A 25,171-nucleotide genomic window follows, 5' to 3' on the forward strand; every position below is an offset into this window, starting at 1 on the left:
CCCCGGCTCAGTGTGCGTGCTCGGCGCCGGCCTTGCCCAGCTCCGACTTGAGGACGAAGGTGTTCTCGACGGCATAGCGCGTACCGGGGGCAAGCCCAGACAGCACCTCTACCCGGTCATTCGAAGCCTTGCCCAGCTTCACCGGCTGCACCACAAAGCCGCCGGGCGCCTCCGCGAACACGGCAGGCTGGTTGTCGATGGTCTGGACCGCGTCGGCCGCTACCGTCACCGCGGCGTCCGACATCCGCGTGACCACGTCGACGGAAACGAAAAGCCCTGGACGCCAGGCCATGTCCGGATTCTCCAGCATGACGCGCGCAGTGGCCGTGCGCGTCTGCTGCCCCAGCAACGAGCCGATGTACGAGACCGTGCCCTCGGCCTTGCCGGCGAACGCGGCGGAGCTCACGCTGGCCGCTTCGCCTACGCGTACATCCTGCAAATCCTTGGGCGCGATCACGAATTCGGCCCAGACGGTGCGCAGGTCCGACAAGGTGAAGATGCTGGCGTTGTCGGGCAAGGCTTCGCCCAGCGCGATGTGCTTTTCCACCACCACGCCGTCAAAGGGCGCGCGGATCTCCAGGCTGCCCAGGTCCTTGGAGCGCGGCTCGGCGCCCACGGTGCGCAATTTCTGCTCCGCGTTCTGCACGGCGATTTCCGCCTCCTGCAGCGCGGTGCGGGCCGCCTGGTAGTCCTGTTCCGCTGATACCTTTTCCTGCCACAGGCGCAATTCGCGCCTGTGGGTCTGGGCGGCCAGGTCGCGCCGCTTGGCCGCCGCCAGCCATTCGCTGCGCAACTCGGACAGCGCCGAGCTGGACAAGACGGCCAGCAGTTCGCCCTTCTTGACCTGCTGGCCCAGGTCGGCCGACACGCTTTGCACCACGCCGGCCATGCGCGGCACCACGTGCGCGGTCCGGTCCGCATTGAACTTGATCTCGCCGGGGAACTGCGCCGATGTCGCCAGCGCGGCGGGCGCAGCGACCTCGGACTTGATGCCGGCCACCGCGATCTGCTCGGGCGTGAGCGCGATTTTTTCCTGTTCCTTCTCGGCCTGCTCGCCCTGCCCGGTCTCGGCATGTCCGTGTTCCGCCTCGCCTGCCGCCTGCGCCGGATACACGGACGCCAACAGCAGCGCCGCGCACAGGCCGGCCGCGGTCCACATCTTGGGGGGTTGCTTGCTCTTGTGCTTTGCCATTTTCTTATGCTCGTTTCAACGTCCGAGAATGCGGTCTATATCCGCGGAAGCCTGGTACACGGATGCCAGCACCGTCAGGTAGGCGATGTTTCCGTCGGAGAGGGTGCGCTGCGCGTCCAGCACTTCCAGGAAGCCGAACTTCCCCGCCTCGAAGCCTTTGCGCGCAGCCTCATAGGCCTGGGTGGCCCCCGGCAGCACGGCGCTCCGATACTCGCGCGCGGAACCCGCTGCCAGATCGAATCGGGTCACGGCCTGCAACAGTTCTCCCATCAGGCCGGATTCCAGCTCGCGGTATTGGTCCTGCGCCTTGTAGGCCTGCATGGTGGCGGCGTAGACATTGCCCTGGTTGCGGTCGAAGATCGGCAGCGGAATGGACACGCCAAGCTGGGCCTTGTCGCGGCCCGCTTCGTTGTCGCGGGCCACGCCGGCGCTCAGCGTGATGTCGGGATAGCGCTTGCTCTTCTCGACTTCCAGCTGCGCCTGCCCCAGGTCGACGGCAAGCTTGCCGCCCTGCATCCTGGGCGATGCGGCCAGGCCTGCCCGCAACTCGTCTATCGACGCCCGTTCCGGCAATGCGTTCAGATCCGCGCCCACGCTGGCAAAACCCGGCTCTGCTTCGCCCCACAGCAGGCCGAGCTTGCGGCGTGCGCCCAGTAGCGCAGCCTCGGCCGCGCGCGCCTCGATGCGCGCGTTGGCCAACGCGACCTGGGCCTTGCTGCCCTCCAGTGGCGGCGCCTTGCCCGCGGCCACGCGCCTCTCCGCCAGCCGCAAGGCGCCGCTGGCGATATCCACGGTGCCGCGCGTCACGCGCACGGACTCCTGCGCCACCGCCACATCGAAATAGGCCGCGATGACTGCCGCGCGCAGGCCGGCCCGCGTGTCCGCGACCCCCTGGCGCGCCATGTCCCTGGACAGCTCAGCCGCCTTGACCCGCGCGGCGCGCTTGCCGCCGGTTTCCAGCGGGACGTTCAACATGGCGGTGGTGGTGCGCGTGGCCGATTGCGTGTCGTCCACGCTCACGTCGATGGAAGGGTTGGGCAGCACGCCCGCCTGCGTGAGCAGGCCCTCGCTCGCCGCGGCCTCGTTCTTCGCCGCGGCAAAGCCGGGATTGCGTTCGAGCGCCGCGGCCAGGGCGCGCTCCAGCGTCAGCACGACGCCGTTCTCGCTCTGCGCCGTGAGTACGGAAGTTCGGGCTGCGCCCGCGTTCTGCGCGGATGCGGCAGCAGACGCGGCGATCATCGAGGCCGCCAGGATCAGCGGCATAGCGGATACATGCATGGTTCAACCAGGAAAGGGGCGAGCCGGCAATGTATCCAGACGGGTTCGTCAATCGAGCGACAGAAAAATGACATTTCCGTAAGGTTCGCGGCCTTACGAAAACGTAATCAGGGCGTCGGCGAATTGACGGGCATGGGTCCGTAGAGTGTCACCGTCGCTACACAAACAGCGTGTATGCGCCTGACGCAACACCGCGACCGGCGCCGCGCTCAACCTGGGAGATATCCATGAAGATCAAAACCGTTACCGCTGCCCTCGCCCTGGGTTCCGCCCTGGCCCTTCCTTTTGCCGCCAGCGCATCGAGCACCTGGCACCAGACCAACACGGAGATCGGCTACGCCATCGCGCCGGACCACGCCGTCAGCGGCAAGACGCGCGACGAGGTGAAGACCGAATTGGCCGTGGCCAAGTCCGACCCGAAGCAGTGGTTTCTGACCAATCTGAACGCCGCCAAGCCGGGCTGGGCCAAGCAGGGTACCTCCCGAACCCGCGCCGACGCGGTGGCGGAGCTGGAAGCCATGACGCCGGCCGAACGCGCCCGCCTGGACGAGATCTACACCCCGGGCTGAGCGCCGGGCCCGTGGCGCACGCGCCCCGCGTGCCCGCCGGCGCTGCGCAGGGCGGCTGGGCCGCCCTGTTTGCGTTTATTCCCCAGAACGATTCCGCCTAGAATAGACGCAGCATCCGAGGACTTCCGCGCACTCTTTTTATTTCCGCTGACATGAAAGTACTCGTAATCGAAGACGAAAAAAAACTCGCCGAGTACTTGCGGCGAGCGCTGACCGAACACAACTACGTGGTCGACGTGGCCCAGGACGGCGTCACCGGACTGCATCTGGTGCGTGAAAGCCAGTACGACCTGGTCCTGCTGGACGTGATGCTGCCCGCCATGGACGGCTTTTCGGTGCTGGCCGAGATCCGCAAGACCAGCCGCGTCCCCGTCCTGATGCTGACCGCGCGCGACAAGCTCGAAGACCGCGTCAAGGGCCTGCGCGACGGGGCCGACGACTACCTGGCCAAGCCTTTCGCCTTGTCGGAACTGCTGGCCCGCGTGCTGGCGCTGGGCCGGCGCAGCGGCCACGGCCAGACCGAGACCATCGCCCAGAACGTGCTGCGCATCGACGGGCTGGAACTGGACCTGCTGCGCCGGCGCGCCAGCCGCGACGGCGTGCGGCTGGACCTGACCGCCAAGGAATTCACCCTGCTGGCCCTGCTGATGCGCAAGCAAGGCGAAGTCCTGTCGCGGCTGGAGCTGGCCGAACAGGTGTGGGACATCAACTTCAACAGCAACACCAACGTGGTCGAGGTCGCGATCCGCCGCCTGCGCGGCAAGGTCGACGAACCCTTCGACAAGAAACTGCTGCACACCGTGCGCGGCATGGGCTACGTGCTGGAACCGCGGAGCGACTGATGCCCGGGCAGCGCCCCAAATCGCTGCACCGCTGGCTGTCGCGCTGGCTGGCGATCCAGACTTTCATCGCGCTCGGCCTGGTATGCGCGGTGGTCTATTACGCGACCAACCTCAACCTGGCCAGCCGCCAGGAAGCCTTGCTGCAGCAGAAGGTCGAGGTCGTACGGCACCTGGTCGAGGAAAACGCCGCCAGCCAGGACTCCACCCGCTTGCGCCACAAGCTCAGCGACTTCTTCTATGGCCGCCCCGATTTTTCGCTGGTGTTGGAGATCGACGGCGAAAAGGTCTACTACGGCAGCCCCATCGCCGGCGACAACGACTTCAAGCATGAGCGGCGCATCGCTTTCACGCTGCCCTTTCCCGGCGCGCCCGGCGACGCCATGAACGCCGAACTGGTGCTGGACATCTCCAGCGATATCCTCCTGCGCAAGGCGCTGGCCTGGACCTTGTTCGCCTGCGCCCTGGCCGGCGCCATCGTCGTGGCGGCGGTCGGAACCCTGCTGGTGCGCAGAGGGCTGGCGCCGCTGGACGCGCTGGGCAAGCAGGCCGCGCAGCTAGCCCCGGACCGCATCGGCGAACGGCTCGACGAAAGCGGCCAGCCCTGCGAGATCCGGCCCCTGGTGCGCCAGTTCAACGCCGTGCTGCAGCGGCTGGAGCGCGCCTACGTGCAGATGGAGGGATTCAATGCCGACGTGGCCCACGAGATGCGCACGCCACTCGCAACGCTGATCGGCGAGACCGAGCTGGCGCTGAGCACGCGCCCGTCGCCGCAGGCCTTGCGCGAAACGCTGGGTTCCAACCTGGAAGAACTGCAGCGCCTCTCCAGCATCGTCAACGACATGCTGTTCCTGTCGCAGGCCGACCGCGGCGCGCAGGCCCGGGGCAGCTGGCAGGCCAGCCTGGCCGCCATCGTCCAGGAGGTGACGCAATACCACGAGGCCGAGGCCCTGGACGCGGGGGTCGATATCGCGGTGGTGGGCGATGCGTCGGCACAAGTCGATCGCGCGCTGTTCCAGCGCGCCGTGTCGAACCTGGTCTCGAACGCGGTACGCTATGCAGCTCCCGGCAGCGTGATCGAGGTCGATATCTCCCGCGGCGACGCTGGCGAAATCCTGATCGCCGTGCGCAACACCGGCGAACCCATACCGGAAGAACATCTGCCACGGCTTTTCTACCGCTTCTACCGCAGCGACACCTCCCGCGAGTTCGATGCCAACCATCATGGACTGGGATTGGCCATCGTCGCCGCCATCGCCCGCATGCACGGCGGCCGCAGCTACGCCAGATCGGCCAACCGGACCACCGCCATAGGCTTCAGCATCGCGGCGGCCGACAGTACAGAAACCTGATTGGCGCTGTGGAAGCGCCCGGGCATGGACAATCTGTACCGCGGATCGCAGGAGCCGGACGTCTTCAGCCTAAAGTACGGCCGGTCCCCCGAAAGGCGGAAGCGGCCCGGCCTCAGTCCTCTTCGACGAACGCCTCCTCGCGCTTCTTGCGGATGTTCGGCAGCGCGACCAGCACGACCAGCACCACTGCCGCGCCCAGCAGGGAAGCAGATAGCGGCCGCTCAATGAATGTCGTGAAATCGCCGCGCGACAACAACAGCGCGCGGCGGAAGTTCTCTTCCATCATCGGGCCGAGCACCAAGCCAAGCAGAAGCGGCGCGCCCTCGCAGCGCAGCTTGCTCCAGATGTAGCCGACGACCCCGAAGAAGGCCGTCATGTACAAATCGAAGGTGTTGTAGTTAAGCGAATACACCCCAATCGTGCAGAACACCAGAATCGCCGGAAACAGGACGCGGTAGGGAACCTTGAGCAGCTTGACCCAAAGCCCGACCAGCGGCAGGTTGAGGATGACCAGCATCAGGTTGCCGATCCACATCGATGCGATCAGGCCCCAGAACAGGTCGGGATGGCTGGTCATGACCTGGGGGCCGGGCTGGATATTGTGGATGGTCATCGCGCCCACCATCAGCGCCATCACCGCGTTGCCCGGGATGCCCAACGTCAGCAAGGGGATGAACGACGTCTGCGCCCCCGCATTGTTGGCCGACTCCGGCCCGGCCAGGCCGGCCGGGTGGCCTTTGCCGAAACGCCCGGGTTCCTTGGACAGCTTCTTTTCCAGAGTGTAGGAAGCGAAGGCCGACAGCACCGAGCCGCCTCCGGGGAGGATGCCCAGCATCGATCCGACCGCGGTGCCGCGCACGATCGCGGGCGCCGCTTCGCGGACCTCCTGCCGGTTGGGATACAGCGAACCCACCTTGTCCGTGATCTCGACCCGCTTGTCCTTCAGTTCCAGGTTGTTCATGATCTCGGCAAAGCCGAACACGCCCATCGCCACGATCGCGAAATTGATGCCGTCCTGCAGCTCCGGGATGCCGAAGTCATATCGGGCGACGCCCGAATTGACGTCCGTGCCAACCAGGCCGAGCAGCAGCCCCAGCAGGATCATGCAGATCGCCTTGACCAGCGAGCCCGAGGCCAGCACCACCGCCCCGACCAGGCCCAGCGTCATCAGCGAGAAGTACTCGGCCGGCCCGAACTTGAACGCGACCTCGGCCAGCGGCGGCGCGAATGCCGCGATCAGCATGGTGGCCACAGAGCCCGCGAAGAAGGAGCCGATGGCGGCCAGCGACAGCGCGGCGCCGCCGCGGCCGTTGCGGGCCATCTGGTGGCCGTCGAGCACGGTGACGACCGCCGATGTCTCGCCTGGCAGGTTGACGAGTATGGCGGTGGTCGAGCCGCCGTACTGTGTCCCGTAGTAGATGCCCGCCAGCATGATCAGCCCCGCAACGGGCGGCAGCACATAGGTGATCGGCAGCAGCATCGCGATGGTGGGCACAGGGCCCAAGCCAGGCAACACGCCCACCAGCGTGCCCAGGACGCATCCCAACAGCGCATACAGCAGGTTCTCCGGCGTGAACGCCACGGAGAACCCCAGCATGAGGTTATCGATAAGTTCCATCCCCGCTCCTTGGTGTTTTTATCGTCATACGAAAATAGATCGTAGTACGATATAAAAAGCCAAGGAACCCGGGTTTTTACGGACTGGAGATCGGTGAGATCAGGGCGGATCGGCGCGCTTGAACGCTGCGCGCGCCATCCGCCGTGGCGTGTAAGAAGGCCATGCCGCTGACGCGGCAAAGCCGTCCCGTCACATCGGCTTCAGGTCGACCTCTTTGGCGATCTTGCCAAAGGTTTCCAGGTCGCTCTTCACCCGGGCCGTGGTCTCGGCCGGCGTGGACACGCGCGGAATCATCGCCAGGTCCAGCAGGCGCTGCTTCATTTCCGGCTTGGCGAACTCGCGCGCCAGGGCCTGCTGGATCTTGTCGACGATCTCGTCCGGCGTGCCCTTGGGCGCGGCCAGGCCGAACCAGGCGACCGCGGAGAACCCGGGCAGGCCGGCTTCTGGCGCGGTGGGCACATCGGGCAAGGCCGCCACGCGTTCCGGGTTCGTGACGAACAAGGGCCGCACCTTGCCTGCCTTGATGAAGGGCGTCTGCACGCCGGTATTGTCCAGCACCGCGTCGATATGGCCGCCCAGCAGGTCGTTCATGGCCGGGCTGCTGCCCTTGTAGGGCACGATGTTGACCTGCATGCCGGCGGCGCGCGCAAACATGAGTTGGGTCAGGTGTTGCTGGGTGCCCAGGCCGGCATTGCCGAAGGTGATCTTGTTCGGGTTCTTGCGGCCGTAGTCGATGAATTCCTTGAGATTCTTGGCGGGGAATTCATTGTTCGTGACCACCACGAAAGGCAGGTCGACCAGTACCGTGATCTGCTTGAAGTCTTCCAGCGGCTTGTAGCGCAGCTTGTAGACGTAGGGATTGACGGCCATGGTGCCGCTGGCGGTCAACGCCAGCGTGTAGCCGTCCGGCTCGGCGCGCGAGACGAACTCGGTGCCCAGCACGCCGCCCGCGCCCGGCTTGGCCTCGACGATGGCCGGCTTGCCCAGTTCAGTCTGTAAAGCCTGCGCGGCGAAGCGCGCCAGCATGTCGGCGGACCCGCCCGTCGCGTAGGGCAGGACGATCGTGATCGGCTTGCTGGGATAGGCGTCCGCGGCCATCGCGGGCGCGGCGATCCCGGCCGCCAGACAGGCAGCGGCCAGAGTTTTCAGATGCTTGACCATCAATGATTTCCCCTCGTGGTGTATCGACTGCGCTTGCACCCGGGGAAGATTAAGCGGTCCCGCGTTATATGGCTAATCAACAATTAAAATAGATCTCTATCACCAATGTTGATAATCACCCAGGACTGCGATGCTGACCTCGATGGACTTGAACCTGCTGCGCATCTTCGATGCGGTCATGACCGAACGCAACGTCACGCGCGCGGCCTCCGCGCTGCACATGACGCAGCCCGCGGTCAGCAACGCCATCAACCGGCTGCGCCTGACCTTGAAGGATCCGCTGTTCGTGAAGATCCAGGGCGGCGTGCTGCCCACGCAGCGCGCCGAACTGCTGTGGCCCCCGATCCGCGACGCGCTGGCCCGCATCGCCGACACGCTGGAGCGCAACGATTTCGACCCGGCGCGTTCCGAGGCCGTGTTCCGCATGGCCATGTCCGACTACGTGGCGGACCAAGTCATCCGGCCGCTGTTCGTGGAGCAGCAGACAGTGGCGCCCAATGTCCGCATCCATCTGCATCCCTACTCGCTGGACAACGCCGGCGTGCTGCTGGAAAAAGGCGAAGTCGACATGGCGGCGGGCGTGTATTCGAACTTCGGCTCGTCCCTGCGCACCCTGCCGCTGGAAACGCTGACCTACGTCTGCGCCATGCGCAAGGGCCACCCGCTGCTGGCGCAGCCACGCTTCACGCTGGACAGCTTCCTGCGCGCGCGCCATCTGATGGTCAGCCTGCTGGGCACGCCGACCCTGATCGACCATGAGCTCGCGCCCCACGGCTACAAGCGCAACGTGGTGCTCACCATCAACCAGTTCGCCCTGGCGCCGCGCCTGCTGGCCGAAACCGACCTGATCTGCGTGGTGCCGCTGAACACCGTGCGCAACAGCCCCTACAGCCATCTGCTGGAAGCCGTCGAGGCGCCTTTCCCGTTCGCGCCGCGCACGGTCAACCTGATCTGGCATGAACGCTCGGACAACATCCCCGCGCATCGCTGGCTGCGCGAAGAGATACTCAAGGTCTGCCAGGCGCAAGGAATGGTGTTCGACCAGGCGCAGCCGGCAGAGTCCCATCCGTACTGATCCGTACCGACAAATCATTCACAACAGTGATAATCACTGATACCAATCTTTGATTGGACCGAATGATGGTGCGTCAATAGCATTCTGGTCATCCCACTCCCGGCGCCTTGCGCGCCAGCATCCTGGAGACCAGCGTGACCCAGACCGCATCCGCCCCGGGCGCCCGCCGTTTTCGCGTCGGCTTCGACGTAGGCGGCACGTTCACCGATTTCACCCTGCTCGCCGAGCACACCGGTGAACTGCATTATTTCAAGGTGCCTTCGACACCGCACGATCCGTCCGAGGCCATCCAGACGGGCCTGGCCCATCTGATCCGCGAACACGAGATCGCCGGCTCCGAGCTGGCGCACGTGGGCCACGGCACCACGGTGGCCACCAACATGGTCATCGAGCGCAGGGGTTCGCGCTGCGCGCTGGTCACCACCCGCGGCTTTCGCGACGTGCTGGAGATCGGCCGGCAGACACGCCCCCATCTGTACGACTACAACGTCACCAAGCCGCAACCCCTGGCACCGCGCGAGTGGCGCTTCGAAGTGACCGAGCGCGTCGGCGCCGACGGTTCCGTGCTGCAGGCGCTGGACGAAGACGAGGTGGTGGCGGTGGCGCGCGAGCTGGCCGCAGCCCGCGTCGAATCGGTCGCCATCTGCTTCATGCACAGCTACCGCAACGATGCCCACGAACGCCGCACCCGCGACATCCTGGCCGAACACCTGCCGGGCGTCTATCTGAGCGTGTCCAGCGAGATCCTGCCTGAGTTCCGCGAATATGAACGCATGTCCACCACCGCGCTCAATGCCTATGTCGGCCCGCGCATGGCTGGCTACATGCGCAACCTGGTAAGTTCGGTGCGCGCCATGGGCGTGGCGGCCGAGCCGACCACGGTGCATTCCAATGGCGGTCTGATGTCGGTGGAATCGGTGCTGACGGCTCCGGTGCGCACCTGCGTTTCGGGCCCCGCCGCCGGCGTGATCGGCGCGACCGAACTGGGCCGCGTGGCTGCGCTGCCCAACCTGATCACCTTTGACGTGGGCGGGACCAGCACCGACGTGTCGCTGGTGGCCGAACTGCGGCCGTTGTTCACCTCCAGCCGCCTGGTGGCCGACTATCCGGTCAAGACCCAGATGGTGGACGTGCACGTCATCGGCGCGGGCGGCGGCAGCATCGCGCGCATCGACGACGCGGGCGCGCTCAAGGTCGGCCCGCAGAGCGCGGGTGCGGTGCCCGGCCCCATCGCCTACAACCGGGGCGGCCAGGTCGTGACCATCACCGACGCCCACGTCGTGCTGGGCCGGCTGAATCCAGTCGCGCTGCTGGAAGGCCGCATGGCCGTGCATGCGCGCCAGGCGCGCGAGGCGCTGGAGGCGCAGATCGCCCGCCCGCTGGGACTGAGCGTGGAAGAAGCCGCCTACGGCATTCTGCGCATCGCCAACTCCAACATGGCGCGCGCGGTACGCGCGGTCTCCACCGAACGGGGCCATGACATCCGCAAGTTCGCCCTCTGCGCCTTTGGCGGCGCGGGCGGCCTGCATGCCGCCGAACTGGCGCGCGATTGCGGCATCGGCACCCTGCTGATTCCGCAGGAGCCGGGCACCATGTGCGCGCGCGGCATCCTGCTGTCCGACATTTCCATGGACTTCGTGCAGACGCTGATGGCGCACGCCACCGCGGACGGCTGGACCGCCGTGCGGCAGGCGCTGGAAGCCCTGGCCGGCAAGGCGCGCGCCTGGCTGTCCAGCGAAGGCGTGAACGACTCGGAGCAGCGCCTGTCCGCCGTGATCGACGCGCGCTACCAGGGCCAGAACTTCGAAATCGCCGTGCCGCTGGATGGCATGCAGCTGATGCCGCTGGATGAGTTCGTCGCGGCATTCAGCGCCGCGCACGTGCGCGAGTATGGCTATGACGCCGCCGGCCGTCCGGTGGAGATCGTCAATTGCCGGGTGCGCGCCATCGGTCTGGTGCCACGCGCGCCCCTGGCCCGCGTGCAAGGCGGCGAAAGCGTGGCCGGCGCCCTGAAGGAACGCCGCAACGTGTACTTCGAAGGGGCGGGCTGGGTGGACACGCCCATTCTGCGCCGCGCCCTGCTGCCGGTGGGCGTGCCCGTGGACGGTCCGGCCGTGATCGAGGAAATGAGCTCGACCACCGTCGTGCTGCCGGGCCAGCAGGCGCGCGCCGACGAATACGGCAACCTCGTCGTCAACCTCAACAGCTAAGGCGTACGCCATGACCAATCGATCGACTTCCGCTGCCGGCACGGACACCTTCGACCCCATCGAAATGGAGGTCTTCAGCAACCGCCTGCTGTCCATTACCGAGGAAATGGGCAACACGCTGATCCGTTCGTCCTTTTCCACCAACATCAAGGAGCGCAAGGATTGCTCCGTGGCGCTGTTCGACGCCGCCGGCCGCCTGGTAGCGCAGGCGGCCCACGTGCCGGTGCACCTGGGATCGTTGTCCGGCGGCATAGACGCCGTGCTGCGGCGCTACGGCGCGGCCGGCGTGCGCCCGGGCGACGCGTTCCTGTGCAACGACGCCTATCTGGCTGGCGGCACGCACGCGCCCGACATCACCGTCATCACTCCCATCTTTCACGAGGGCGTGCTGCGTTTCTTCGCGGCAAACATCGGCCACCATACCGACGTCGGCGGCGCCGTTCCCGGCTCCACGTCGCACCATCTGAAGACGGTTTGGGAGGAAGGCATCCGCCTGCCGGCCATGCGCATCGTGCGCGAGGGCGAGCTGGACATGGACCTGCTGGAGATGATTGCGCACAACACGCGCGAACCGGACAACCGGATGCACGATATCCGCGCCCAGATCGCCACCAACGACAAGGGCGCCAGGCTGATGCTGGAACTGGTGCAGCAGTCGGGCCTGGAGACCGTGCTGTCCGCCATCGACAGCATCATGGTGTACACCGAAAGACGCCTGCGCAACCGCATCGCGCAACTGCCGACCGGGACCTATACCTTCACCGAGCGCATGGACGACGACGGCATGGGCGGCGATCCCGTCACCATCCAGGCCAACGTAGAGGCGCGCGACGGCCAGCTCCATGTCGATTTCACCGGCACCAGCAAGCAGGCGCGCGGCGCATTCAACCTGCCCGCCAGCGCCCTGAACGCCAGCGTCTACTTCGCGGTGAAGGCCATGCTCGACCCCGAGCTCATGCCCAACAACGGCCTGTTCCAGCCCATCACCATCACCGCCCCCGAGGGCACCATTACCAACCCGCGCTTTCCGGCGGCGGTGGGCGCGCGCGTCACCACCGCGCAGCGCGTGGCCGGCACGGTGATCGGCGCGCTGGGCCAGCTGTTGCCGCCAGACCGCGCCATGGCTTCGTGCAACGACGTCATGCCTTCCATGCTGTTCTCCGTGCCCATGCAGGACGGCAAGGGCACCTTCGTCTACCTGGAAACGCTGGGCGGCGGCGCGGGCGGACGCGCGCAGGGCGACGGCATGGACGGCATCCAGGTGCACGTGACCAATACCTCCAACCTGCCCGCCGAAGCGCTGGAGATCGAGTACCCGCTGCTGGTCGAGGAGTACGCGCTGGTCAACGACAGCGGCGGCGCGGGCCGCCACCGCGGCGGCATGGGCATCGCGCGCCAGATCCGTTCGCTGCATGACCAGCTGATCTGCACCATCCGCTGCGACGCCGCGCTGTTTGGCGCGGCCGGCCTGAACGGCGGCCTGGAGGGAGGCACCTCGCGCGTGATCCAGAACCCCGGCCGCGCCGACGAGCAGCGCCTGCCCAACAAGATCGCCGGCCACGGCCTGGCCAGCGGCCAGTCCGTGCGCCTGGAAACGCCCGGCGGCGGCGGCTACGGCGCGCCCGCTGACCGTAGCGCGACCGCCATCCGCAACGACGTGCTGGGCGGCAAGGTCAGCCGTGCCGCGGCCGAACGCGACTATGGCGCGGAACGCGTGGCGCTGGCGCTGCAAGGAGACGCGGCATGAACGCGCCTGCCCCCGGCGCCCGCAGCGGCGGCGAACTGCTGGTCGCGCAGCTGCAGGCCTATGGCGTGGAGCGCGTGTTCATGGTGCCGGGCGAAAGCTTCCTGCCATGCATCGATGCGCTCTACGCCCGGCGCGACGCGATCGAAGCGGTGGTCTGCCGCCAGGAAGGAGGCGCCGCCTACATGGCCGAGGCGCATGGCAAGCTGACCGGCCAGCCGGGCATCTGCTTTGTCTCGCGCGGCCCGGGCGCCACCAATGCGGCGATCGGCGTGCATACCGCAAGGGAAGACTCCACGCCCATGATCCTGTTCATCGGCCAGGTCGGCGGCGACACCGCCGACCGCCAATGCTTCCAGGAAGTGGACTACCGCGCCATGTACGCGCCGCTGGCGAAATGGGTCGCGCAGATCGAGCGGGCCGACCGCATTCCCGAATACCTGGCGCGCGCCTGGGCGATCGCCACTAGCGGACGCCCCGGGCCAGTGGTCCTCTCCCTGCCCGAAGACATGCTGTCCAGCGTCGCCGACGTGGCTCTGGCCGCTACGCCACAGCCGCCCTGCGCCCGTCCGGCCGACGCCGACATGCTGCGCCTGCGTGACTTGCTGGAAGCGGCGGAGCGGCCCTTGCTGCTGCTGGGCGGCTCGCGCTGGCCGCAAGCCGCGCGCGAGGCCGTGCGCGACTTCGCGCTGCGCTTCGACCTGCCCGTGGCCACCGCCTGGCGACGCCTGGAGCTGTTCGACAACGACCATCCCAATTTCGTGGGCCAGGTCAGCGCCAGCATGCCCCCACACCAGAAGCGCGCCGTCATGGACAGCGACCTCGTCATCGCGCTGGGCACCCGCCTGTGCGAACCGACGACCATCAACTATGAATGGCTGGCCTCGCCCACGCCGCGCCAGACGCTGATCCACATCCACCCGGACGCCAACGAGATCGGGCGGCTGTGCACGCCGGCGCTGGGCATGGTCGCCAGTGTGGACGGCTTCGCCCAGGCCGCATCGGGACTGGCGCCGACGCCGGGCTGGCAGCCGCGCCGCCGGGGCGCTGTAGCGGCCGCCGCAGCGCCTGCGCTGCCGCCCACGCCCGGCCCGCTGGACCTGAACGCGGCGGCGCGCCACGTCGCGGCCACGCTGCCGCGGCATTCCTGCGTCACGGTGGGCGCGGGAAATTACGCGCTCTATGCGCACCGGCACATCGCCTTCAAGGGACCGGGCAGCCAGCTTGCGCCCGCCGTCGGCGCCATGGGCTACGGCCTGCCCGCAGCCATCGCGGCCAAGCTGCGCGACCGCGATGCGGCCGTGGTCTGCTTCGCCGGCGACGGCTGTTTCCAGATGACCATGCAGGAGCTGGCCACCGCGGCGCAGTACCGGCTGGGCATTGTGGTGCTGGTCTTCAACAATGGCCTGTTCGGCACCATCCGCCTGCATCAGGAGCGCGCCTATCCCGGACGCGCCCTGGCGACGGAACTGGTCAACCCCGATTTCGCGCGGCTCGCGCACAGCTATGGCGGCTACGGCGCTGCGGTCGAGCGCACGGAGGATTTTGCGCCGGCCTATGATGCCGCGCTGGCGTATGCCCGGGAGCATCGCATGCCGGCCATCGTGGAGCTGCGCTATGACGCCGACATCATCCTGCCCGACCGCACCCTGTCGCAATTGCGCCGCGCGGAGACCGCCGCATGAAACCGCTGCTGCGCCGCGTGTCGGCGCCCGAATCGACGCCGCTGCGCCTGACCTGGAACGGCTTGCCGCTGCAAGCCCATGAGGGCGACACCGTGCTGACGGCGTTGCTGCTGGCCGCGCAGCACCTGCGCGTCACCTTGGGCGAAGGCACGCCGCGCGCCGGCTTCTGCCTGATGGGCGCCTGCCAGGATTGCTGGGTGCAGACGGCGGACGGCGCACGCCTGCGCGCCTGTTCCACCGCAGTCGAAGACGGCATGGAACTGGTCAGCGCCCAGCCCGGAGAACTCGCATGCAAATGAACCCGCCCGGCGCCGATGACTCGCCGCGCATGGTGGTGGTGGGCGCCGGGCCCGCGGGCGTGCGCGCCGCGCAGACGCTGCTGCGCCACGGCGTGCGTCCGGTGATCGTGGACGAAGCCGCCTTGCCTGGCGGCCAGATCTATCGCCAGGGCGCGGCCCCTCGCGGCACCGCGCGCCAGCGCTATGGCTTCGAATGGAAGCGCGCGCAAGCCATCCACGCGGCGGGCGCGGACCTGGCCGCCCGCGCCGACTACCGCGCCGCCACCGCGGTGTGGAATGCCGCCCCGGGCTGCCTGGACCTGGTCCGCGACGGCGAACTGGAAACCCTGCCCTACTCACGGCTGCTGCTCGCCACCGGCGCCACCGACCGCGTCCTGCCCTTCCCGGGCTGGACCCTGCCCGGCGTCTACTCGCTGGGCGGCGCGCAGATCGCGCTGAAGAGCCAGGGCTGTACGTTTGGGCCGCGCATCGTGTTCGCCGGCACTGGCCCCCTGCTCTATCTGGTCGCCTACCAATATGCGCGCGCCGGCGCCCAGGTGCAGGCCGTGCTGGACTGCGCGCCGCCAGGCAGCCAGGTCCGCGCCGCGCCGGCGCTGCTGAGCCAGCCCGGCATGCTGGCCAAAGGCATGTACTACCTGGGCTGGCTGCGCGCCCACGGCGTGCCGGTGCACCATGGCGCACGGCTGGATGCGGCCGAGGGCGCGGGCCGCGTCGAGCGCGCGCTTGCGACCCTGGGCGGCAAGCAGCGCGCCATTGCTTGCGACGCGCTTGCGGTGGGCCACGGGCTGCGCGCGGAAACGCAGCTTGCCGACCTGCTGGACTGCGCCTTCGACTTCGATGCCGCGCAGCGCGCCTGGCTGCCGCGCCGCGACCCGGACGGCCGCAGCACGGCGACCGGCGTCTATCTGGCCGGCGACGGCGCCGGCATCGGCGGCGCGGTCCTGGCCGAGCTTGCGGGCGAACGCGCCGCGCTGGCCATGCTGGCAGACAGCGGCATCGACGTCAGCGCCGCCAGGGTGCAGTGGCTGGCCCGCCGCCAGGCGCGCTGGGCGCAATTCCGCCGCGGCCTGGACCGGGCCTTTCCCCTGCCGGGCGCGGGCGCCGACTGCGACGACTCCGTCATGGTCTGCCGCTGCGAGGAAGTGCGCGCCGGCACGTTGCGCGCCGCGGCCGCGCAATACGCCATCCACGATCTCAACCGCTTGAAGGCGCTGACGCGCATCGGCATGGGCCTGTGCCAGGGACGCATGTGCCAGGCGGGCGCGGCCGAGCTGCTGGCCGACTGCCGCGGACTGGCCTTGGCGGACATAGGCCGGCTACGCGGGCAGGCGCCCGTCAAGCCCCTGAACCTGTCCATGCTCGGCAAGGTGGAACCATGAACCCGCTGCACACGGAAGTCGCCATCATCGGCGCCGGCCTGGTGGGCGCCAGCGCCGCCCTGGCGCTGCGCCGCATGGGGGTCGCCACGGCGCTGATCGACGGCGGCGCAAGCGGCGCACGCGCCAGCGGCGTCAACTTCGGTGGCGTACGCCGCCAGGGACGCTCGATCGAGCAGCTGTATCTGGCGCAGCGCGCACACGGCATCTGGTCGCGCCTGCCGGACCTCATCGGCACCGATGCGGAATACGTGCGCAGCGGCCACCTGAAGCTGGCGCGCTCCGAGTCCGACCTGGACAAGCTTTGTGCCTACCGCGACAAGGTCAGCGACTTCGACCTGGGCCTGGAGATCATCGACGCCGCCGAGCTGCGTCGCCGCTTTCCCGCGCTGGGTCCGGGCATTGCCGGCGGCTCGCTATGTCCGGAGGATGGCCAGGCCAATCCGCGACTGGTCGCGCCCGCCTTCGCCCATGCCGCGGCGCGCGCCGGCGCCAGCCTGCTCGAACATTGCGCCATCACGCAGGCAGACACCCAGGGTAGCGGCTTCCTGCTGACCGCCGCCGACGGCCGGCGCATACGCGCCGACACCGTCATCAATGCGGCGGGCGCCTGGGGCGCGGCGGTGGCCCGTTGGTTCGGCGACGACCTGCCCCTGCAGATCAAGTATCCGACCATGCTGGTCACTGAGCCTCTCACGCCGCAGATCGGCGTGTCGTTGGGCGTGGAAGGCGGCGGCTTCTATGCCCGCCAGGTCGCGCGCGGCAATGTGGTCATGGGCGGCGGCTACGGCAGCGCGCTGCCGGGAGACCGCAGCCGGCCGGGCCGCGCCGCGCTCGCCGAACTCGGCCGCATCGCTCCGACCGTGCTCCCGGCGCTGGCCTGCGCCAGCGTGATCCGCTGCTGGTCAGGCATCGAAGGCTATTTCAGCGACAAGAACCCGGTCATCGGCTTCAGCCCCAGGGTGCCGCGGCTGCTGCACGCTTTCGGCTTCTCGGGCGGGGGCTTTCAGATCGCGCCGGCGGTGGGCGAGGTCATCGCCGAAATGGCGATGGGACGCGGCGGCTTGATGATGGCGGAGAAGTTCTCGGCCAGCCGCTGGGAGGCCGCCCAGGCCTGATCGGTGCGAGAGCCTGGGCGCGGCCCTCACAGGCATGCGAGTTGCTCGCTTCCCGCGCGGCGGCATTTCCTGCCGCCATCCACGGCAAAGGAGCACTATCCATGGTCAGAAAATCCATAGTTCACGGCCTGGGCGCAGCAATGCTCGCCTTGGCGCTGGCAGGCTGCGCGGCGCAGGACGGCCATCGCAGCACGGGCCAGTACACCGATGACGTCACTACCACGGCGCGCGTGCGGGAGGCGCTGCTGAAGACGCCCAATTTACGGTCCAACACCATACAGGTTGAAACCTACCAGGGCGTGGTCCAGCTCAGCGGCTTTGCGGACAACGAAGACAGCGCGGCCTCCGCCGTCGGCGCGGCCCGGGGCGTGGCGGGCGTGAAGGAGATCCGCAACAACATCCAGGTGCGAAATCCGCAGTAATGCGCGGCGGCGCTCGGGAGGATGGGCCAGCCGGGCACGCGGCTTGCTGCGCAACGTCTCATAGAGCCCATTGCAGCCCTACGGAGAATCATCATGCCTGGCACGCCCGTCAACTCCCTGCCCGATCCCCAGACCGATCCCTCCCCCCGCCCCGACCTGGGTCCCAGCGATTCGTCGGACTCGGCCAGCGACCTGCCTCAGGACCTGGTCCATACCGATAGCGATGCTCAAGGCACAGGCGACCGCGAAAGCGCCAACCCGCGCGACCGCGACCACGAAGGCGCCGACATAGGCGCGGACCGGGTCACCGATGCAGACCATGCCGGCGTATCGCGCAAGCCGCCCGACCCGGTGCGCAACGGCGGCTAGGCCAGGCGATCGTCAACCGGAAAGGGCCATCCGCCATGGACGCGATCGAACGCATCGCCGCGTACATGCATGAACACGCCTTGACGCTGGTCACGGCGGAATCATGCACGGCCGGCCTCATCGCCGCCACGCTGGCGGATGTGGCGGGTGCAGGTTCGCTGCTGGACTGCGCATTCGTGGTCTATTCCCCGCAGGCAAAGATGCGTTGCCTTGGGGTGACGCCCGCGACCCTGGCGCGGCACAACCTCACGAGCGAGCCGGTAGCGCGGGAGATGGCGCTGGGCGCATCGCGGCAAAGCCCGGCGCTGATCGCCATTTCCAATACAGGCGTCACCGACTCGGTCGACGACGACATTCCCGCTGGCACGCAGTGCTATGCCTGGGTCTTCAAGACGGGCCAGGCCGATGCCGCGCCGGCAATCTACGCCGAAACCCGGCGCTTCTCCGGCAACCGCAACGGCATACGCCTGGCCAGCGCCCGCTATGCCCTGCAGCGTCTGGTGGAGTACCACGCCGAACTGACGGGCAAGCCCAAGCCCCGCTGAAGTCGCTGACGGGCGGGAACAGCGATTGCTGGTGGCTGCAGGCTCCCACCCATAACGGCGCACCGCGCCCAAATCTGGAGGTTTCCATGAAAACCCGCTATCTGACCGCCACGATCCTCGCCTCGCTGACGTTGGCTGCCGCCCATGCTGCGCAGGCGCAAACCGCGCCCGCCGCGCCTCCCACGGCCGCGGCAGCGAAACTGGACAGCGCCGACCGGGACTTCCTGGAGAACGCAGCCCAGGCCGGCCACCTGGAAGTCGCTGGCAGCAAGCTCGCTCTTGAAAAAGCCCGCGATCCGGACGTGAAGGCGTTTGCCCAGAAAATGATCGACGACCACGGCAAGGCCGGCCAGCAATTGGCCACACTTGCGCAAGGCAAGGGTTATCAGGCGCCGACCGAACCCTCGCTGGTGCAGCAGGCAAAACTGAAGGCGCTGGGCTTGCGCGACGACAGCTTCGACAAGGCCTATGTGGACGAGATTGGCGTATCCGCGCACCAGGACGCGGTGAAGCTCTTCGAGAAAGCCTCGAACGACGTGAAGGATCCCGACGTCAAGCAATTCGCGATCGAGACCCTGCCGGTGCTGCAACAACACCTGGAAATGGCGACAGCCATGCAGCAACGCCTGGATGCCGCCAAGAAATAGGAGTCTTCCCGAGGATTAGTACCAGCGAAGGAACAGATGCGCATACCTGCGGGCGCATCTGCAACCAGTGCGCTTGCTGCGGAACATGCATATGGATCGCGAGGAACTATTGGCACAAATGATCGCCACGCCAGCGGTCGACCGGGACTTCCATGACTGGCCCGAGGTGCTGGCCAACTATGCGGAATGCCTGATGGCGCTGCAGCCCAGGCTGCAGCCCGAAGAGCTGGAAAGGCTGATACGGGTTGGCGCGGATTTCTATCGCACGCTGGCGCGCGCCGAACAATATCGGCATGCGTCAGTCTGGGACGAACCGCAGCCGTAACGCTCAACCATAGGAGCCATATGAGCGCCTGTGGTACGCCTCCCTGACGTAGCGCTTGAGTTCTGCCTCAACTGAAGAGACGGCGGCAGCTGGTTCCGCCTGCGGATCGAGCAAGCGCCGCGCTGCTTCGAGCGTGCGCCGCGCCCTCAGTTCACCTTCGCTCAAGATCTCGGCGGGCGCCGCCGTCGTATCGCGCTCTTTGTCCATGACGCTGCTCCTGAAGGCGGGCGGAATGCCGCCGCCTCGCTATCAGCAAACCACGTGCCCGCGCGGACGGCACGGCAATTGCTGCGTTGCGGCTTTCCTCCAGGAGACGGCATGCTCGCAAACTGGCTGCCTGAGGTCCGGGGCCTTTCGGACCATCCGCTGATGCTTTGGGCATTGGCGCTGACGGCGGGCGCCGCGTTGTTCTTCGCGCTGAGCGCCGCCTTGCGGATCACGCGGTCGCGGCTGCGGCAGCGCGCCGACACGCCAGGCCATCCTCTTGCGCGTTCGGTCTCCGAGGTCCTGCGGCGCACCAACAGTGTCATCTTGCTGTTGCTGTCCATCCTGATCGGCGCCGAATTCATCGGCGCCCCACTGCCCTGGAGCGCGGGCAAAGCCCAGCATCTTTGGTTCGTGCTGTTGACGCTTCAGCTCGCCCTGTGGCTCGACCGGGCAGTCGAGGTGGGACTGGATCATGCACTGGCCGCGCGCGGCCAGGTCAATGCCGTCACCGCCACCTTGTTCCGGTTCCTGCTGCGCACACTGGTTGCCGTCATCGCCCTGCTGGCCATGCTGGACAATCTGGGCGTGAACATCACCGCGCTGGTGGCCAGCCTGGGCATCGGCGGCGTCGCCGTCGCGCTGGCGGTCCAGACCATACTGAGCGATCTGTTCGCCTCGATCTCGATCGGGCTCGACAAGCCCTTCGAGGCTGGGGATTTCATCGTCTTCGGACAGGTGGCCGGCAGCATCGAGCACGTGGGCCTGAAGACGACGCGCATCCGCAGCCTGGGCGGCGAACAGATCGTGTGTTCCAACACGGAGCTGCTCAAGCAGACCATCCAGAACTACAAGCGGATGCAGCAACGGCGCATCATCTTCACCGTCCGCATCACCTACATGACGCCGGTGGACCGCGCCGCCACCGTGCCGGAGCTGATCCGACAGCAGATCGAACGCCAATCCGGCACCCGCTACGACCGGGCGCACCTGGCCCGTTTCGGCGATAACGCGCTGGAGTACGAAGCCGTCTACTACGTCATGACAGCGGACTACAACCGCTACATGGACATACAACAGGAGATCAACCTGGGCATCATGCGCGAGCTGGACACGGCCGGCATCGCTCTGGCGCTCCCCGAGCGCATCGTGCACCTGCCGGCGCCCGCCCGGCAGGACGCCGATGAGCAATCCGGCTAGCGGAGCGCCGGTGGGACCAACGCGCGGTCCAGCAGCGCGGCCAGGCGGGCGAGCCCCGCCTCCACCGGCCCCGAGATGTGCACGCGCAGGCACGGCCGGCCCCGCGAGGCCAACTCTTCCATGTCGCCCAAGGCCTGCGCACGCTGCATGGCGGCGAAACCCAGGGCGTGGCCGGGCGCTTCCAGCTCCTCCCCGGCGTCCGCGGTAATGAACAGGAATCGTCCGCCCGCTGGGCCGCCCTTGTGCAGCTGGCCTATGGAATGCAGGTAGCGCGGACCGAACCCGACCATGGTTGCAACGCCGATCGCCTGGCGCAGCCGGCAGCGCATCCCGGCGAGGCGCGCGTCATGGACCGGATTCCGGGCGACATAGGCCAGCAGCGACACGTAGTCGCCCTGATCCATTCCCGCAAAGTACGACGCCAGCAGCTCGATCGCGGTCGCCCCCTCGGCCTCGCCATGGAAGGCCAGCGCGCCTTCGACCAGCCGGGGCATAACGTCGGCTACGCCGATGCCGGCTTCGTGGCGCACCGCCAGGGCCTGCGTGCGCGCCTTGCTGGCTTCCACGTCCGGCTGATCGAACGGATTGACGCGCAGCACGGCGGCGGCCACGGCGGTGGCCATTTCCCAACGAAAGAACTCCTGGCCGAGCGACTGGGCAGACGGCAGTTCGCAACGCGCCACCGGGAATCCCGCAGCGGCCAGCCGCCGCATGCGCGTGTCCAGCTCGGCGCCGGGCGTATCGCAGCGCGCAAGATGGACGAACATGCGGTCGCGGCCATAATCGCACGCATCCCCGGCGGGCTCGTGGGCCACGGGAATGATGCCCCGCCCATTCTTGCCGGTGGATTCGGCCAGCAATTGCTCGAGCCAACACCCCACGTACTCCAGCCCGGGCGCGGCCAGGATGGTGAGTTTGTTGCGGCCGTCCAATGCGGCCTCGCCCAGCAGCGCTCCCAGAAGCAACCCCGGATTGGTGCGCGCCTGGGCCTGCCCCGCGCATGCCCGCACCATGGGGCGGGCGCTGCGCAGGAATGCCGCTGGATCGTGCCCCAGCAGCGCCAGCGCGACCAGTCCGAAGGGCGACAGCACGGAGTTGCGCCCGCCCACGGACGACTCGCCCTCGAAGACGGCGGCATAACCGTCCGCCCGCGCGCGGTCCAGCATCGGAGACCCCGGATCGGTAACGGCGACAAAGCGCTGCCCCGCTTCCTGCCGTCCAAGCCGCCGCGCCACCTGTTCGTGGAAGTACGCAGCGAGCATGCGCGATTCCAGGGTCGATCCGGACTTGCTGCAGACGACAAACAGGCAACGCGTGAGATCCACCGCGGACTGCACCGCGCGCACCTGGGCCGCGTCGGTGGAGTCCAGCACGTGCAGGCGCAAGCCTCCGCTGGCCACGCCCAGCGTGCGGGCCAGCGCCTCCGCGCCGAGGCTGGCGCCCCCCATGCCCAGCAACACCGCATCGGAGAACCCGGCCACGCACAACCTGCGGCAGATTGCCGTCATGCGGCCGAGCGCCCGGGGCGCCATGCCCGGTTGCAGCCAACCCAGCCAGCGATCCTCATCGGTCCCGGTCCACAGCGTGGCGTCGCGTTGCCACAGACGCGCCATCCAGGCTTCGTTTTCGGCTTGCTCGATACGCTGGCGGATACGCGCGGCCAGACCGGCCGGCGCCTGGAAGCTGAAGCCGTTGAGCGCCGCCTGACGGCCCAGGGAGACAGGGGCTCGTTCGCCGTGGCGTCTTCCCAAAAACCGGGCCGGGCGTATTGCCTGAACAGCATCGTGGGTAAGAGGAGTATGCATGGGAAGGGCCGGCCGACCGGCATGGGAAGAAGAAAGGGGAAAAAATGGAGGGAAAAAAGGGCGGCTCGCGGCCGCCCTCCCGAGCTGCGTCCTACCAGTAGGGATCCTGGTTGTAATACTTGTGCACGCTCAACGCCCAGCTTTCGTCCGCCATCCTGGGCCAGTCGTCCTTGTCGAAGCCCGGCGCGTTCTTCAAGACCTCCTTGTCGACATTCAGGATGAAGCACTTGCGGTCGGTGTCCAGCGTCAAGGCCGCCCACGGAATCGCGAAGAGCTTGTCGCCCATGCCCAGGATGCCGCCGCGCGACAGCACGGCGTAGGCCACGCGTCCCCGCGGCACGTCGATCATGATGTCCTTGATCGACCCCAGGCTTTCTCCCGAGGCGTTGACGACGTCGTTGCCGTCAAGGGTGTCCGCCGCCATGATCTCGGGGCCAGGCCCGGTCGCGGAATCCTTGGGGCCGCCAACGATATTGGTTTGATGCTCCATACGTCTCTCCTATGCGGGGACCATCCCCACGTTGAACCACGGTCATGGCTGTATCGCTACGCCATTTCTTGCGCTCGATCCGAGTGGACCTATTCAGCAAGCGCCATGCCCATCCGGCCACTCGAAGACGTCCCGCCTGGCGTACGCGCTGGCGGGACGGTACGCAGCGGCCGCTCAGCCCTTGCTGCGCGCCCCAGCGCCTCGATTGCGCCTGCTTTGCTGATCCTGTCCGGTGCCTATTTGGCTGACATGGCCCTCCTTCTTGGTCCGGTTCTGCCCATCGCGGTGGCTGGCCTGGAGTTCCCGGTCGGTGTCATCGGCCGAAGGATTGGGTTTGCGGTCTTTGGGTTTCATGGCGGTCGTCCTCGTGACGGATCACGACCTCTCAGCAAATGCCATGCCCCAACTGCGTCTGTGCCTGCGCTGCCCGCACGCGGCACGGCGCTTGCTATCGAAACGCCATGGAAAAATTCGCCCAAATCTTCGAGTTGCAGGCGGGCTTTGCCGAAATGATCATCCGCGGCACGACCATGTATTGGGTGCTGTACGCGTTGCTGCGTATTTCCGGCAGACGTGACATGGGCTCCCTGGGAATGGCGGACATGCTGGTGCTGGTCTTGGTGGCGGATGCCGCGGGCAATGCCATGTCGGGCGATTCGTACTCCATGGGGGACGGCATCATCGTTGTCGCCACCATAGTCGGCTGGAGCTACCTGCTGGATCGGGTGGGCTATTACGTTCCTCCCTTGCGTCGCCTGCTTGAGCCACAGCGCGTCTGCCTGATCCGGTCCGGCAAAGTGCTGGTCCATGGACTCAGGAAAGAGCACATCACCCGCAGCGAACTGATGGAGCAACTAAGGTTGAAAGGCGTCGCCAACCTGGCTGAGGTCGAAAGAGCCTATCTGGAGGCAACAGGAGAGTTCAGTGTGGTCCGCGTGCAAGAGCGCTCCAAGGCGGGCGCCTCCACGCTAGAAGACGACGATGCCTGCGGTTAGCGTCCACCCGCAGCAGGAATGCGCACGACCGGCGAGGAAGCGGCGCGAATCGGTATATTTTTCCGGTGCGTTCGAGCTTGGGATGGAACGCCCGCTAGCGACGCGAGGCGTTCACAGGGCAAAGCACCTTTCCTTTCAGGATCACCGAGAGCCGTGCGCAGCCGGGCATGACGCTTGCGGATACGTTCCAGCATTTCCCACATAGGAGCGTACTCATGAAAATCCGAGCCTTCACCTACGCGCTGGCCCTGTCCGCCGGACTGGCTTCGGCCGGTGCGCTGGCGCAGTCAGCCATGCCCACCTCGCCGTCCAACACGCCCAACGACAGCACCGCCGTCCCCCCCAACCAGCCCGTGCCGCCCGGACAGAAGCCGCCCGCGCCAAATGCGACGCCGAACACGCCGACCAACCCGCCCAACCTGAACAAGAGCGACCACACCCGGTCGGACATGCACAAGACCGACAAGCAGGGTCGCCACCGCGAAGCCAACGACAACGTGCCCAGTACCAAGGGCGGTGGCGCGGCGCCGCCTCCGGGCTACCCGAACTCGGGCGGTTCCAAGTAAGCGCGCAACGACGACGTGAACGCGAACCGCATACGGGCGTAGTTGTTTAGTTGTGTAAAGCACGTCCGGCAGGTTCTTCACACTCCT

At 67.4% G+C, this 25,171-nt stretch carries 26 protein-coding genes; 18 read left to right on the top strand and 8 right to left on the bottom strand.

Going from position 1 to position 25,171, the window contains the following annotated elements; translation table 11 throughout:
• Positions 1-7 precede the first annotated feature (7 nt).
• Complete coding sequence (locus HV793_RS26625; RefSeq protein WP_175214181.1) at positions 8-1,192, bottom strand: efflux RND transporter periplasmic adaptor subunit; 1,185 nt, start codon at positions 1,190-1,192, stop codon at positions 8-10.
• A gap of 15 nt (positions 1,193-1,207) precedes the next feature.
• A complete protein-coding gene (locus HV793_RS26630) occupies positions 1,208-2,470 on the bottom strand; it encodes a TolC family protein (protein ID WP_054453487.1) in 1,263 nt (420 codons plus the stop codon).
• Between the two features lie 227 nt (positions 2,471-2,697).
• On the opposite strand from HV793_RS26630, the gene HV793_RS26635 reads away from it, so the two are divergent.
• The 3 genes from HV793_RS26635 to HV793_RS26645 all read left to right on the top strand — a co-directional run bounded on the left by HV793_RS26635 (position 2,698) and on the right by HV793_RS26645 (position 5,230).
• Positions 2,698-3,039 carry a DUF4148 domain-containing protein gene (locus HV793_RS26635; RefSeq protein WP_054453489.1) on the top strand — a complete coding sequence of 114 codons (342 nt, stop codon included), beginning with the start codon at positions 2,698-2,700 and terminating at the stop codon, positions 3,037-3,039.
• 152 nt (positions 3,040-3,191) lie between these two features.
• On the top strand, positions 3,192-3,881 hold the full coding sequence (locus HV793_RS26640; protein WP_054453490.1) for a heavy metal response regulator transcription factor: 690 nt from the start codon (positions 3,192-3,194) through the stop codon (positions 3,879-3,881).
• A complete protein-coding gene (locus tag HV793_RS26645; protein ID WP_054453491.1) occupies positions 3,881-5,230 on the top strand; it encodes a heavy metal sensor histidine kinase in 1,350 nt (449 codons plus the stop codon). Before HV793_RS26640 ends, HV793_RS26645 begins: the two co-directional genes overlap by 1 nt.
• A gap of 112 nt (positions 5,231-5,342) precedes the next feature.
• Here the strand turns inward: HV793_RS26645 and HV793_RS26650 are convergent, their stop codons facing one another.
• Positions 5,343-6,848, bottom strand: coding sequence for a tripartite tricarboxylate transporter permease (locus HV793_RS26650; RefSeq protein WP_054453493.1), 1,506 nt, complete (start codon positions 6,846-6,848; stop codon positions 5,343-5,345).
• A gap of 189 nt (positions 6,849-7,037) precedes the next feature.
• Positions 7,038-8,009: a Bug family tripartite tricarboxylate transporter substrate binding protein gene (locus HV793_RS26655; protein WP_054453494.1), complete on the bottom strand. Its 972-nt coding sequence runs from the start codon at positions 8,007-8,009 to the stop codon at positions 7,038-7,040.
• 130 nt (positions 8,010-8,139) lie between these two features.
• On the opposite strand from HV793_RS26655, the gene HV793_RS26660 reads away from it, so the two are divergent.
• The 12 genes from HV793_RS26660 to HV793_RS26715 all read left to right on the top strand — a co-directional run bounded on the left by HV793_RS26660 (position 8,140) and on the right by HV793_RS26715 (position 19,824).
• A complete protein-coding gene (locus tag HV793_RS26660) occupies positions 8,140-9,084 on the top strand; it encodes a LysR family transcriptional regulator (RefSeq protein WP_054453496.1) in 945 nt (314 codons plus the stop codon).
• Positions 9,085-9,218: 134 nt separating this feature from the next.
• Positions 9,219-11,294, top strand: coding sequence for a hydantoinase/oxoprolinase family protein (locus HV793_RS26665; RefSeq protein WP_054453738.1), 2,076 nt, complete (start codon positions 9,219-9,221; stop codon positions 11,292-11,294).
• A gap of 10 nt (positions 11,295-11,304) precedes the next feature.
• Positions 11,305-13,041, top strand: coding sequence for a hydantoinase B/oxoprolinase family protein (locus tag HV793_RS26670; protein WP_175181835.1), 1,737 nt, complete (start codon positions 11,305-11,307; stop codon positions 13,039-13,041).
• A complete protein-coding gene (locus HV793_RS26675) occupies positions 13,038-14,723 on the top strand; it encodes a thiamine pyrophosphate-dependent enzyme (RefSeq protein WP_175214182.1) in 1,686 nt (561 codons plus the stop codon). The genes HV793_RS26670 and HV793_RS26675 overlap by 4 nt, the downstream gene beginning before the upstream one ends.
• On the top strand, positions 14,720-15,022 hold the full coding sequence (locus HV793_RS26680; RefSeq protein ID WP_175214183.1) for a (2Fe-2S)-binding protein: 303 nt from the start codon (positions 14,720-14,722) through the stop codon (positions 15,020-15,022). The genes HV793_RS26675 and HV793_RS26680 overlap by 4 nt, the downstream gene beginning before the upstream one ends.
• Positions 15,013-16,401 (top strand): FAD/NAD(P)-dependent oxidoreductase, encoded by a 1,389-nt coding sequence (locus HV793_RS26685; RefSeq protein ID WP_054453501.1) that lies wholly within the window; start codon positions 15,013-15,015, stop codon positions 16,399-16,401. Before HV793_RS26680 ends, HV793_RS26685 begins: the two co-directional genes overlap by 10 nt.
• The gene (locus tag HV793_RS26690) at positions 16,398-17,516 is read left to right on the top strand and encodes an NAD(P)/FAD-dependent oxidoreductase (protein ID WP_175214184.1); all 1,119 of its coding nucleotides are present in this window, start codon (positions 16,398-16,400) and stop codon (positions 17,514-17,516) included. The genes HV793_RS26685 and HV793_RS26690 overlap by 4 nt, the downstream gene beginning before the upstream one ends.
• Before the next feature lie 101 nt (positions 17,517-17,617).
• Entirely contained in the window at positions 17,618-17,938 is a 321-nt protein-coding gene (locus tag HV793_RS26695) for a BON domain-containing protein (RefSeq protein ID WP_054453503.1), read from the top strand.
• 93 nt (positions 17,939-18,031) lie between these two features.
• Positions 18,032-18,307, top strand: a complete 276-nt coding sequence (locus HV793_RS26700) for a hypothetical protein (protein ID WP_054453505.1) — start codon at positions 18,032-18,034, stop codon at positions 18,305-18,307.
• Between the two features lie 35 nt (positions 18,308-18,342).
• Positions 18,343-18,852, top strand: a complete 510-nt coding sequence (locus HV793_RS26705) for a CinA family protein (RefSeq protein ID WP_175214185.1) — start codon at positions 18,343-18,345, stop codon at positions 18,850-18,852.
• A gap of 86 nt (positions 18,853-18,938) precedes the next feature.
• Positions 18,939-19,499 carry a DUF4142 domain-containing protein gene (locus HV793_RS26710; RefSeq protein ID WP_119449578.1) on the top strand — a complete coding sequence of 187 codons (561 nt, stop codon included), beginning with the start codon at positions 18,939-18,941 and terminating at the stop codon, positions 19,497-19,499.
• A gap of 91 nt (positions 19,500-19,590) precedes the next feature.
• Positions 19,591-19,824, top strand: a complete 234-nt coding sequence (locus HV793_RS26715; RefSeq protein ID WP_054453510.1) for a hypothetical protein — start codon at positions 19,591-19,593, stop codon at positions 19,822-19,824.
• 3 nt (positions 19,825-19,827) lie between these two features.
• Here the strand turns inward: HV793_RS26715 and HV793_RS26720 are convergent, their stop codons facing one another.
• Positions 19,828-20,031 carry a hypothetical protein gene (locus HV793_RS26720; protein ID WP_054453512.1) on the bottom strand — a complete coding sequence of 68 codons (204 nt, stop codon included), beginning with the start codon at positions 20,029-20,031 and terminating at the stop codon, positions 19,828-19,830.
• A 111-nt stretch (positions 20,032-20,142) separates the two neighbouring features.
• On the opposite strand from HV793_RS26720, the gene HV793_RS26725 reads away from it, so the two are divergent.
• Positions 20,143-21,228 carry a mechanosensitive ion channel family protein gene (locus HV793_RS26725; RefSeq protein WP_175182056.1) on the top strand — a complete coding sequence of 362 codons (1,086 nt, stop codon included), beginning with the start codon at positions 20,143-20,145 and terminating at the stop codon, positions 21,226-21,228.
• Here HV793_RS26725 and HV793_RS26730 read toward each other — a convergent pair.
• The 3 genes from HV793_RS26730 to HV793_RS26740 form a co-directional block, all read right to left on the bottom strand.
• Positions 21,225-22,979 carry a phosphoglucose isomerase-related protein gene (locus HV793_RS26730; RefSeq protein WP_175214186.1) on the bottom strand — a complete coding sequence of 585 codons (1,755 nt, stop codon included), beginning with the start codon at positions 22,977-22,979 and terminating at the stop codon, positions 21,225-21,227. The genes HV793_RS26725 and HV793_RS26730 overlap by 4 nt on opposite strands.
• A gap of 145 nt (positions 22,980-23,124) precedes the next feature.
• A complete protein-coding gene (locus HV793_RS26735; RefSeq protein ID WP_054453518.1) occupies positions 23,125-23,523 on the bottom strand; it encodes a PRC-barrel domain-containing protein in 399 nt (132 codons plus the stop codon).
• A gap of 174 nt (positions 23,524-23,697) precedes the next feature.
• The gene (locus HV793_RS26740; RefSeq protein ID WP_125472928.1) at positions 23,698-23,877 is read right to left on the bottom strand and encodes a hypothetical protein; all 180 of its coding nucleotides are present in this window, start codon (positions 23,875-23,877) and stop codon (positions 23,698-23,700) included.
• A gap of 107 nt (positions 23,878-23,984) precedes the next feature.
• Between HV793_RS26740 and HV793_RS26745 the strand changes: the two genes are divergently transcribed.
• Both HV793_RS26745 and HV793_RS26750 read left to right on the top strand, forming a co-directional pair.
• Complete coding sequence (locus HV793_RS26745) at positions 23,985-24,518, top strand: DUF421 domain-containing protein (protein WP_125472929.1); 534 nt, start codon at positions 23,985-23,987, stop codon at positions 24,516-24,518.
• Positions 24,519-24,733: 215 nt separating this feature from the next.
• Positions 24,734-25,084, top strand: a complete 351-nt coding sequence (locus HV793_RS26750; RefSeq protein ID WP_054453523.1) for a hypothetical protein — start codon at positions 24,734-24,736, stop codon at positions 25,082-25,084.
• The last annotated feature ends 87 nt before the right edge of the window (positions 25,085-25,171 follow it).

The organism is Achromobacter aegrifaciens (genome assembly GCF_902859965.1).
GTDB lineage: Bacteria > Pseudomonadota > Gammaproteobacteria > Burkholderiales > Burkholderiaceae_B > Achromobacter > Achromobacter aegrifaciens.